This window comes from Candidatus Leptovillus gracilis, from assembly GCA_016716065.1.
Classification (GTDB): domain Bacteria; phylum Chloroflexota; class Anaerolineae; order Promineifilales; family Promineifilaceae; genus Leptovillus; species Leptovillus gracilis.
In genome coordinates this window covers 67,129-79,392 of record JADJXA010000016.1, presented here as the reverse complement: position 1 = coordinate 79,392, position 12,264 = coordinate 67,129, and the positions used below count along the sequence as shown (strand labels likewise).

The window sequence follows — 12,264 nt, the reverse complement described above, 5'->3', positions numbered from 1 at the left end:
ATCACGGCAAGGCGGAACAAATGCACACCCATGCAAAACTATCTCATGCACGAAGAAGAGGGATTCCCTTGTGTTTTTCGAGCAGATCGTCCACCATGGCTTTTAGCTTGGCCAGTGAAAACGGCTTCGGCAGATAGGCCGTGGCGCCGGCTGCCAGGCAGCGCTCACTGTCACCCGGCATCGCTAAAGCCGTCAGGGCGACAATAGGAACACCAGCGGTTAGGGACCCATTACTGCGAATACGTTTGATTGCTTCCAAACCATCCATATCCGGCATGTGGATATCCATAAGAATCAGGTGCGGCCTAAACTGAATAGTCTTCTCCAGCGCTTCCACGCCATTTTGCGCCACAATTAATTCGTAATCCAGCGTAGAAAAATAATCCACCAGTCCATCGGCTATCAATTTATTGTCTTCAGCGAGCAAAACTTTGGTTGTTTCTTTGCCATGAGGCAAATTTTTCTGGGTTATTTCCGGCAGTCGCGTGCTCATAGGCGGTACCCCTTCCTTTCTTATCGTAGCAGGTAACTTGAAGGAAATGTGTGTGCCTTCATTGATTTTGCTTTCTATTTGAATACCCCCGCCATGGAGTTCAACGAGATGAAGCACGAGCGATAGGCCTAAACCTGTGCCGGCATATTTCCTGGACAAGCTGTTGTCGAGCTGGACAAATGGGTTAAACATTTTTGGCATATCCTCTTCCCTGACACCGATACCTGTGTCCCACACAGTAAACCGGATGGTATCATCAGGCGCCATGTCTACAAGTAAACCTACATTGCCTGCCTCGGGAGTGAATTTGATGGCATTTGTTAACAGGTTTACTAAAATCTGCTTTAAGCGACGTGAATCCGCACTGATGCACAGTTCTTCGGGCGTCACCTCGAAGGTGACGTTGATTTGTTTTTGCTGCGCCAGCGCCTGCACCATATACAAACTGGCCTGACAAACATCTCTGATAACCACCGCTTCAAATTCCAGAGTAACCTGTCCTGCTTCAATTTTTGCCACGTCCAGAATGTCGCCGATCAATGACAACAGATGTTGGGCGCTTTCATAACTGATTTCCAAGGTCCGCTTTTGTTTGTCATTCAAGGCGCCATAAATCTCATCTTGTAAAATTTCGGTGCGCATGAGAATAACGCTCAAGGGTGTGCGCAGCTCATGGCTCATACTTGCCAGAAAAAGATCTCGGCTGCGCATGGCGGCGTTCAACTGGGTATTGGACAGGCTCAGGGCGGCGGTGCGTTCGCGGACACGGTCTGCTAATACCAGAGCCTGATGCTGGGTTTCTTCAAAGAGTACCATTCTGAACAGGGCGTTGGCGGCTACATCTGTCACGGCCGTCAGTAAATCAAATTCCTCGGGCAAGATGGGTTGTTTGTGTGCAATCCAAATGATGCCAAGTTCGTTGCCGTGCATGGAAAGTGGTAATCCGACCACTGCCTGGATTAAACTTTCTTTATCTCGCAGTGGCAGTCCGGTTTTATCTCGCAGTGACAGTCCGGGTTCAGCGAGGATTGCATTGTTGATATAGGGTTTTCCCTCGACAAATAACCGTTGGGTTAACGGATTTTCGAAAGGCAGGCGGGTACCGATCAGGTAAGCATGGTCTCCTTCGCTGATCGCTTCCACAACCCATTCCGCGGTATTCAGATCCGCTGTTACCAGCGCGACGACGCTCGCTTCCGTTATTGAAAGCAGCTCATTGAGGATGATGGGCAGCATTTCGCTTCTGGTGACGGCCTGCCGCAAAGAAGAAGTCATGCGGGCAATCGCTTGCTGCTTTTTTTGGAACGCTTCGTTCTGATGACGCTCGGTGGTGTCTTGGAAAATGAGGAGCACACCGGTGACGTCCCCTTTGTTGTCAAATTCGGGTATCAGCCGCCAGTAAAAATAGAAACGGCCGTTTGCCCCATCATGTAGATATTGACCCTCACGCGCAGTCTTGCTTTGCATCACTTCGCGGAGATTATTCTGCCAAAAGTCTGCCCACTCTGGGCTGAGATCTATCTCATGATGCGTTTTACCCACATAATCTTTGGCAAGGATGCCAGACACTTCTACCACATTCTCGCTGGCATAAATAAAACGATATTGGCTGTCGCAGCGTAAGATAATATCGGGTAAATTTTCGACCAGGGTGCGATACTGGCGTTCGCTTTGTTGCAGAAACTCTTGCGCTTCTCTGGTTGCCGTTATGTCTTGCTTAATCGCAACAAAATGGGTGATCTCTTCCTTGCCGTCCGTTACGGGCGAAATCGTCATTTCTTCTACATATTCCTGACCATCTTTCCGCCGGTTGATCAACTCCCCATGCCACGTTTCTTTCGCCAAAATCGTCTGCCAAAGCGCAGCATAAAACGCTGGACTATGTTGATTTGATTTCAAAATGCGCGGGGTATTTCCAATGATTTCTTCTGGGCTGTAACCGGTGAGTGTTGTAAAAGCCGGATTTACCCATCCGACAACGCCCGCCCGATTTGTGATGATAACCCCTTGGTCAGCCGCCATGAGCGCCTTCGACAAGAGGTGAAGCTGAGACTCTACTTCCTTACGTTTACTTATGTCTCGAGCTACGAAAACCAGTTCGCCTTTTCCGTCATGGTTTTCCAAAACACGCGCATTGGTTTCCACCCACTTAAAGCTGCCGTTCTTGTGCAGAATACGGTGTTCAAATGTGGCTTCACTTGCCTCACCGGAAAGGATACGTGGAATTTCATCAATGAATGACTGATCGTCAGGATGGAGCCAGTGATCTACAATCTCGCCCACAACCTCTTCCGGCCCACATCCCAAAAACTTATAGCAGCTGGGAGAGATATATAGAAACTCACCTGTAAACGATACCCGGCCAATCAGATCCGTGACATTTTCCGTGATCAGCCGGTACTCCTGTCTTTGTTTTTCTAACGCATGGTGTATCGGCAGCATGGACGCGCTTACGCGTATCCTGGTTAACAGTTCTATTTCGCGTACCGGCTTAAACAGGTACGCATCTACACCACACTCAAATCCGGCATTGATGTCCGATTCTTCTGTCTTTTCGTCGGTTAGCATGTAGATGAAAATAGCAGGGTACTTTGTTTTGATCTGTTGGCACAGTTCTGCCGCATTCATGCCAGGCACACTGCGTTCCATGATTACGATGTCCGGGCAGAATTTTTCTAGCTGCACCCAGGCAGCTTTGGCGTTCACTGCGGTGGTCACAGCATACCCGGCCGCCATCAATGACTGTTGATACAGTTGGCTTTGCGTATATAGTTCATCAATGATCAAGATATGAGATGTCATATCTGAAAGTTTTTTCATAAAGGTCTCGAAAACTAAATTTCACCAAAAAGCAGGGCAGTCGTTTCCTGTTTGGTCAGGCAGTGACTACTATCATTTTTTCTAAAACGGCCGTTAACCGCTCCAAATCATATGCCTTGTCAAAAAAATAATCCGCGCCTGCCTGCCAGCACATAAACTTGCTTTGTGCATTCACATACGAAGTAAATACCATGACCAGTGGCGGTTGGGGCAAACTTTTTAACTGCCGAATGAGAGGCAGGCTTTCCCCATTTAGCCGATGAATGTCCAGGATAATCACATCCGCATCAATGCTTTCAACATCCTGGATGTTTAAATCCATTAACACAAAAGCATCCATCTCATCAATCGCCGACAACAAGCGGGTTTTGATTAACTCAGCCCCGTCCAAAACTCCCACAGTTATCTTCTGTTTTGGCATCATTTCTTTTTAATCCAATGGTCCAATCTGGGCGCGGGACTCGTCATTTCTTGGAGATTGGTCCAATCTGGACCATGTAATTTCTAGATGATTACTAAGCTCACGCCCAAGTCTTAGCGAAGGGGAATCGGTTTTGCCATACCCCAGTTACTCAATGGAGACAGTTCACTAACGTTAAAGCATACCCAAAGCAGCGAATCGCAGCTATCAGCCCACATTCCTCAAAAATGTCAGCAATGCAGCCGACACCTTGTCAGAATCATCTGACAGCAGCAGGTTGAGTCTGCCGCTCCTCGCAGGTTGTCGGAGAATTCAAGATAGGTACACGGATTGAACGGATAGGACGGATTTTCACAGATAAATCACCAGAAAATCCGTGTAAATCCGTGTCATGCTGCGAGCCTGTGCTGAGGCCGCCGAAGCATCCCTTTCTTCTGGTGGGGCGGGATGCTTCGCTCCGAAGACTCTGCTCAGCATGACAGCATCAAGCAGCGGTTCAGAAGCATCAAGCAGCGATTCAGGAGCATCAAGCAGCGGTTCAGGAGCATCAAGCAGCGGTTCAGGAGCATCAAGCAGCGGTTCAGGAGCATCAAGCAGCGGTTCAGGAGCATCAAGCAGCGGTTCAGGAGCATCAAGCAGCGGTTCAGGAGCATCAAGCAGCGGTTCAGGAGCATCAAGCAGCGATTCAGAAGCATCAAGCAGCGATTCAGAAGCATCAAGCAGCGATTCAGGAGCATCAAGCAGCGGTTCAGGAGCACGAAGCAGCGATTCAGACGAGGATTTTAGAGGATTTCAAGCGAAGGCGGGTTACTCAACCAGGTTGTGCCGCAGGGCATAGCGAATAATATCACTTGTTGTTTCCAGATGTAGTTTTTCAATAATCCGGCTGCGATAGGTGCTGATTGTTTTGACACTAAGAGACAAGTCAGCAGCGATGTCACTCATAGTTTTCCCATTCGACAGGGATAACATCACCTGATATTCTCGATTTGAAAGAGAGGTGTGCAGCATCGCCGTTTCATCTGTCAGGAGTTGGCTGACAAGAAGATCACCTAAAGCGGCAGAAATGTAACGCTCCCCCTGGGCTATTTTCCGAATGGCAGCAACAAGCTCCATAGGCGCGCTCTCTTTCGTAAGGTAGCCCATCGCCCCCGCTTTCAAGGCGCGCAATCCGTATTGTTCTTCGGGATAGATACTTAAAATAAGCGTGCGCACAGAGGGCCTAACCGTTTTAAGCTGGTATAACACCTCCAGCCCATTCATATCTGGCAGCCCCATATCCAGAACCAGCACGTCGAAGTTGTTTTGCCGGGTTATCTGCAAAACCTCTTGGCCGCTGCTGGCCTCAGCCACGACGGCAAGATCTGGCTCTTCGTTTAGGATATTGATGACCCCACGCCGCACAATAGGGTGATCATCTGCCACGGCTATTTCAATCATCGTAGTTCTCTTCTAATGGCGTTGTCGCCAGGAGCGTTTGTGGCAGTTTAATAGTCAGGCTGGTACCCTTTCCTGGCGTGGCCTGAATAACGAGCGTGCCGCCAAAGGCACGCACCCGCTCTCTCATGCCGATGATGCCCAATGAACGCGGGTTGTTCAGCTCCTTGTGGGTGATACCACGGCCGTTATCGCGCACCGTCATAACAAAGCGTTCATCCATTTGATAGAGGGAAATGGTAACAAGGGTAGCCTCGGCATGGCGCGCCACATTTGTCAGCGCTTCCTGGAAAATACGGAAAACGGCCGTGCTTGCCGCCGGATTCAACCCAATATACTCAGAGTCCAGATCAATCTCACACTTAACTCCCGTCCGCTTCTTAAACTGTTGCGTATACCATTCCACGGCAGCCACCAGCCCTAAATCATCAAGCAGACCAGGACGCAGTTCAGAAGCCAAATCACGCACGGATTGCACGGCTTGATCAATTAACGCGGCCATTTCCACTGTTTTGGCATCCAATTCAGCCCTGTTTGGCGGCAAACGTTTACGCAGCCAGACCGTATCCATTTTCAGCGCCGTCAGCGTTTGTCCAAACTCGTCATGGATTTCTCGAGCAATATGCGTGCGTTCTGCTTCTAAGGCTTCATGTAAATAATTAGCCAGTTGGTGCAGCTGCTCCTGCGAATCTCGCTCACGGGCCAACAATTGAGAATTTTGGATAGCGATGGCCATTTGGGCGGCCATCGTTTCTAACAACCTTTGATCCGTCGCCGTGTAAGCGTTGGGCTTTGACGTTTCCATGTTTATCGCCCCAATGACATGTCTCCCGACCTGTAAAGGAACGCACAATTCAGAACGAATGCCATTCGTCCTCGGATCATAGCGTGAGTCTTCCTGTACATTTCCCAAACAAACGCTCTCGCCGTGTTGGACAACCCAGCCCACAATGCCTTTGCCCACTTCCAGATCCCTCGCTTTTAGGAGGGCAAAGTCTAGGGCCTTTGTGGCTGTTTCCCCAGGTAGCGTTAAAGCAAATGGAACCAGCTTGTCCCCTTCATCAATAAGCAGGACGCTGGCATATTCATAGTCCAACACTTCTTCCAGAATAGTGATAATTTCAGTGGCCAAAGGTTCAGGCGTCAATACTTGCTGCAATCTTTGGCTAACCTGGTGAATGGTATCTAATTCAGTCACCTGTCGCTCTAATCGAGCGACCAAGCGCGCATTTTCAATGGAGACAGAAACTTGTACAGCCAAAGCCTGGGCAATTTCTACGTCTTCGGCCGAAAAACGATGCGTTTGTGTATCTGCCAACTCAAGAGTCCCTATAAGTCCGTCGTGGGCTATCAAAGGCAGGTTGAGTACAGTCCGGATCCCCTCCTGAAACAGCGTCTGCTGCACAACATTCTGCTGTGGTAATTGAGACAGATCGTCTACCAGGCTAGGTTCTCCCTGTGCCCATGCCTGAATATTTTGCGGGTCTAAAGGCATATGCTGTGTGGACAACACGGCCGTTTTACCATCATGATCTACCGCAAAAACTTCTAGTTCCTGCCGTTGATGGTCTAGCAGCACCACACTGCTGCGCTCACAAGGCAGCAATTCACGGATAAATCCCAATACCGTATGTAATATAGATTCCACCGACTGCACAGCCAGGATAACGCGGTCAATTTCATGCAGAATACTCAACTGCCGCGCACGCCGCTTTAGCGCGTCTTCCGCCTCCTTGCGAGCCGTGATATCCTTATTGACTGAAACCGCGCCAATTCGCTGTCCTTTATAATCATAGACGTAGTTAAAAGAGCCTAAAACCCAAATCTGTTTCCCTGATTTGTCGTGTTGCAGTGTCTCCCCCCGCCAGAGACCACTCTCTAAAAAGCGATCCGTAGCCCCTGCCAGTGTATCATCTGCAAATCCAGGCCGCAGCACTTCGTCCAATCGTCGGCCAAGCACCTCCTCAGCCGTCCAGCCGTATATTTCCTCCGACGCTTTATTCCATGCCTGAATCCGAAATTCCATATCTGTCCCGATAACGGCATCCGAGATGTTATCCTGCAGCAAGGCATGATACTTTGACTGTTCATCCGATCGCATTCGTTCGGTTTCGTCATGTTTTATACTCAAAATCTCCTGTACTTGACCCTCATTATCCAGCAGCGGCACACAAATATATTGGTAATAAAAGGTCCTTCCATCTGGCATCTTTAAGTCTGAGGCTATGGAACAAACCTTTCCGGTTCTTAACGCCTCTTGCAGCGTGGGCAAATAAGTTTCGACGACTTCCAGCGGTAAAAATTCTTCATCCCGTTTGCCAGTAAAGTCAGTGTCTGGGCGGTTGGTGAGGTGATGAACCGCCCTGTTGATGTATTGGATTCTCAAATCAGTATCATAGATCGCAATTAAGTCAGGTATATTTTCCACCGCCCGTTCAAAACGTTGGGACGCCCAAAACAGCGTTTTCCCCGTGTAGTACCTTTCAAGATACAACCCCAAGCCGGTGATCGTCACAAAAAGCAGCCCTTTATATGTTTGCCAACCTGCATTTGTGGCTGCATCTTGAGGTAACAACAGTACAATCCGATCCGATAAAATAATCCACAGTGATGCTGCCACAATATATAAAACAGCAATACGCAGAGCGCTACGTTCAGGATTTTCCATCTTATACCTCCTCGGCTGTCGCCAGTATATCACGCTTCAAGTGACAATCACCTCAGAGGTTGTTTTGTGGAGTAGAACGCCAGCGCACAGTTTAACCTGTGTTTCCATTGACCAGGCGGGTCGCCAGCCAGCGTCACAACTTACTAACTCGTTTCAAACCAGGATTTGTACAGTCTGCACCGTACCCGGCGCCGCCAGCGGTAAAAAGGCGCCGTCGTAGGAACGGCCGTTTACCACACACCCTGCAATTTCTTCCGCGCGAACACGGCGCACTTCAATATGATAGACAGCGCCGCGGAAACGCCGCTGCAACCGGAAACCATCCCACTCTTTGGGCAGGTCGGTCATGACTTGCAGCCCCTCCAGATGGGCGGTCACCCCTAGCACGCCCTCTACCAGAGAGCGCAAGTACCAGCCAGCAGACCCGGTATACCAGGTCCAACCGCCCTGCCCTGGTTGGGCAGTGTGCGGGCCGTTCACGTTACCCGGCATGACATAGGGTTCGGCCACATAGATTTCCGGCGACTCAGCGCGACGTGGAGGGCAAAAGCGCCGCCATAAATCGTAGGCCGCCTCAGCGCCTGCCAGCTTTCGTTCGGCCAACACGGCCCAGCACGAGGCGTGGACGTAAACCCCGCCATTTTCGCGTGTGCCCGGCGCGTAGCGGGTCAGGTAGCCCACGTCTGGATCAGGTTTGCTGTAAGCGGGAAAAAGCAGCAGCGCGCCATAGTCGGTGTACAGGTACTTTCGTGCTGCCGCCATGGCCTGCTGCGCCCGCTCTGGCGGCGCTATGCCGCTTAACACCGCCCACGTCTGGGCATTGAGGAAAATGCGGCCCTCCTCGCGTTCGGCCGATCCCAACCGCACGCCCTCATCGGTGGAGGCTCGCCAGTACCAGCCCTGATCCCAGCCATACTGATTGGTGATCTCCCGCAGCGCTTCAGCCTCGTGGCGGAAGAGATTTTGGGTCTCCTTCTCAATCGGCAGATCCGCCCAATGGGTAAGGAGATAGTAAAGGAAGTGGGCGATCCAGATGCTTTCACCTTGTCCGTCAGGGCCGGTGGCATTCAGGCCATCGTTCCAATCACCTTCCAGAATCAAGGGCAGCCCCCGCTCGCTGCGGCGCGAGAGCGCAACCTGAAAAGCGCGTAGACAATGTTCCCAGAGAGACGCTGAACCCCCGTCAAAAAAAGGCATCTCTTCCTCCAGAATGGTGAAGTCGCCCGTTTCTAGCAAGTACTGGAGGACGACAAATGGCAGCCAGAGCAGGTCGTCGCTGTAGTTTGAGCGCAATCCAGATTCCGCCAGCGGATGCCACCAGTGGAGTACAATGCCCTCCTGAAACTGGTGGGCGGCGTGCAGGCGAATCTGCTCCAACGTCTTTTCCGGCCGTCCGAGCAGCAGCCAGACCAGGCTGTCCTGAAGTTGGTCGCGAAAACCATAAGCGCCGCCCGTTTGATAGTAGGCGGAACGCCCCCAGAGTCGTCCGACGATGGTCTGGTAGACGAGCCAGCCGTTTGCCATCACGTTCAGGTAAGGATCCGCCGTCTCAACAACCAGGCGACCGGTCAATTCCTGCCAGAAGTTGCCCACGTTTTCCAGTTCCTGGTGGGCCGTGGCTGGCTCTTTGTATTTATCGGCCAGGGCCAATGCCTGGGTCTCATCGGTCACCGCCCCCAGCGTAAAGACGACTTCAGCCGTCTCCCTGGGGGCGATTTCAAGGGGTACCTGCAAGCTGGCGATGGCGTCCATACCACGGCCGGATGTGTTGAAGGAACGGCCGTTGCGCAGAGCACGCGGCATCGCCAGCCGGCCATTGCGGCCCAGAAAAGCCGCCTTGTCGCCATCGTAACCGGTCGGTGAGATGGAAGCGCTGTGGAAAGCCACGTAGGGCCAGTTGCGATTGAGATGGGGTCCTTTTTCGCCCGGTAATTCCCACAGAACTTTGGTCGCCAGCATGGTATGGTGTGCTTCATCGTAGCGCGTCTCAATAAAGAGATGGTGAAACTCGCGGTGCCAGTCTGGAGCCGCGCCGAGCAGCCATTCCAGGTAAGTAAAGAGTTGTAAACGCCGGGGTTTATCCCCCCGGTTTTCCAGGCGCAGCAGCCAGACCTCACAGGGATCATCCTGGGGTACGAAGATGGTTAGCGATCCGTGAAGCGTTTCGCGCTGCCACTCAATGACGGAGTAACCAAACCCATGTCGTACCTGATACGCTTCCAGGTCGTGCCCGGCCGGATGCCATCCGGCAGACCAAAATGCGCCGCTGTCCAGGTCACGGATGTAAATGTATTTGCCCCAATCGTCACGCACCAGGTCTTGTGACCAGCGGGTGATACGATTCAGTGAGGCGTGAGTCCGCCAACTGTAGCCACTGCCTGTCTGTGAGAGCGCCAGGCCATAGTCGCCATTCGAGAGAACATTGATCCAGGGCGCGGGTGTATCCGGGTTGGTGATGACATATTCACGGCCGTTGTCGCTAAAGTAGCCAAAGTCGTTGGGTAATAACATAAGTTGTTCCCTTGAAAATAGAGTTGTCAAATCTTTAAGATTTGAGGCATGGTTCATTCCAGGCGATATGTGCTTTACAAATTTGGCAAGAAAGCGCGTCATGCTGAGGTCCCCCGAAGCATCCCCTTCCTCTGGCGGGAGCGGGATGCTTCGCTCCGAAGACTTCGCTCAGCATGACAATGCCGCGTAAATTTGTAAAGATGATATTTTGCTCAATGAACCATGCCAGATTTGACAACTCTAAACCTAACGGGTTTCCAGAAATGCCGGCTGCCAGACGGCCGGCTGCGGCATCAGGGTCGTTACGCTATCGCTGCTGACGCCCGCAGTGAACTGCTCCATCGCCAGAAGTGGTCTGATAGCCTGCTCGATCTCGCCGCGGGTAAAATAGTGCTGCAAGCGGTCGTTGCGCAGGTAGTTGCCCAAAGCGGCCATGATCATGCCCTGATCCAGGGCCAGGTAATAATAGGCCACTTCGCCCGTGTCTACATTCACGGCGTCATAGAAGCCCAGTTCGCTGTAAACATCGAAGTCCTCGCGCAGGTTTTGCAGGTTCTCCAGCGCGGCCGCCGGCGCTAAATCGAGCGCCAGGAAGACGGCGTGAGGCGTGACGACCCCATTGGTGTAAGCAGAGGGCGGCGGGAGCGGCTGGGCTGGGCGACAATCCCCAAAGCCGTAATCAACCAACGTGTTGTCATTGTTGGAGGCGTAGCCGTTCGGTTCCATCCCGATGGCATCAACGCCGTATTCGCGGTAGCCGCCAGAGGGGTTGTTGGAGGGAGAGAAGCCCCAATAACCGTACTGGGCCTCCTCGAGGCCATGTTCGATCTGGGCCTGCACGTAAAGAGGATGAGTGATCCCCCAACTTTGCGGACCCCACTCCTCTTCGGGCACCAACAGCGTCACCATCAACGCTTCAAACATGCTGCCGCCCCAAGAAGGAACGATGTCCATGCCGCGATAGGTATAATGGCCTTCGTAGACTTCCACGCCCAGGTAGGTATGGAATTCACCTGCAGGCTGCATTTCGGGCCAGCTCCAGTCGCAGGCGTCGGGGAAGGTCCGCCACATCTTGAAGTAGTGAGTCTCTGGCACCTGGTCCCAGGCAATGCCGATATAGCTGGCGATGCGCGGCTCTGTGTTCAGCGTACCGTAATGGTGGCAGGTGTAGAAAACATTGGGGCCGACACCGCTGTAGTTACCCTCTGCGGAACATCCGGGCGGCAGCTCATCCCAGAAACCGCCGCGCAGCAGCCCGGCGGCCGGATCGTAGTAAAAGCCAAAATCCATCTCGTCCATGATGGCCTGGGCCTCGTCCCGCAGCTGCGGGACCGTGTTTGTGACCATGATCAGCGCGGCCGCCAGCCAGCCGTTATCAACCGAAGAGAGGAAGGGATAGACCGGGTCGCCGGAGGGTGGCCATGTTGTTAACTTCTCTCCGTTAGCGGGATCATACCAGTTATAGAACTGACCGCTGGCTTCGTGCCGCTCCAGGGTGGCCACGGTGGCCAGCGTTTGCGCGATGCGTTGGCGCGCCTCCCGTGGTTTGATGATGCCCAGGTCACGGGCGACCAGGGTGCTCCAGATGTAGCTGCCGATGTTGGTCGGCGAGCTGTAACGCGCGCGTGACCCATCGGCGTGGAGATTGTCGGCCGGCAAGCCGGTGGGATAGGTCATGGCGACGAAGGAATCCCAGGTGTCTTCGGCAACGGTGAGGAGCGCCTTGCGCACCTGGGCGGGGTTGGCCTGATCCGGGATGACGGCCGTTAGCTCGTTCTGCGCCTGAACCGGGACAATTGCGGCCAGGAACACAAACAAAGCCAGTAACAGAATTTGATGAAGACGAACATTAGATTTCATGGAAATACCTCCAAACGAATATTAGGCAGCAGCCAATAAATAGTAATCAGTCTC

The 12,264-nt window shown here is 52.3% G+C and carries 6 protein-coding genes; all 6 read right to left on the bottom strand.

All coding sequences use genetic code 11. From position 1 onward, the window contains the following. Positions 1–43 precede the first annotated feature (43 nt). A complete protein-coding gene (locus tag IPM39_24735) occupies positions 44–3,313 on the bottom strand; it encodes a PAS domain S-box protein (protein ID MBK8989231.1) in 3,270 nt (1,089 codons plus the stop codon). Between the two features lie 55 nt (positions 3,314–3,368). Continuing rightward, positions 3,369–3,737: a hypothetical protein gene (locus IPM39_24730; protein MBK8989230.1), complete on the bottom strand. Its 369-nt coding sequence runs from the start codon at positions 3,735–3,737 to the stop codon at positions 3,369–3,371. Between the two features lie 804 nt (positions 3,738–4,541). Further along, positions 4,542–5,174: a response regulator transcription factor gene (locus tag IPM39_24725; protein MBK8989229.1), complete on the bottom strand. Its 633-nt coding sequence runs from the start codon at positions 5,172–5,174 to the stop codon at positions 4,542–4,544. Next, complete coding sequence (locus tag IPM39_24720; GenBank protein ID MBK8989228.1) at positions 5,167–7,839, bottom strand: GAF domain-containing protein; 2,673 nt, start codon at positions 7,837–7,839, stop codon at positions 5,167–5,169. The genes IPM39_24725 and IPM39_24720 overlap by 8 nt, the downstream gene beginning before the upstream one ends. 153 nt (positions 7,840–7,992) lie before the next feature. Further along, positions 7,993–10,350, bottom strand: a complete 2,358-nt coding sequence (locus tag IPM39_24715) for a glycosyl transferase family 36 (protein MBK8989227.1) — start codon at positions 10,348–10,350, stop codon at positions 7,993–7,995. Between the two features lie 246 nt (positions 10,351–10,596). Continuing rightward, positions 10,597–12,210, bottom strand: a complete 1,614-nt coding sequence (locus tag IPM39_24710; GenBank protein ID MBK8989226.1) for a DUF3131 domain-containing protein — start codon at positions 12,208–12,210, stop codon at positions 10,597–10,599. Positions 12,211–12,264: the final 54 nt, after the last annotated feature.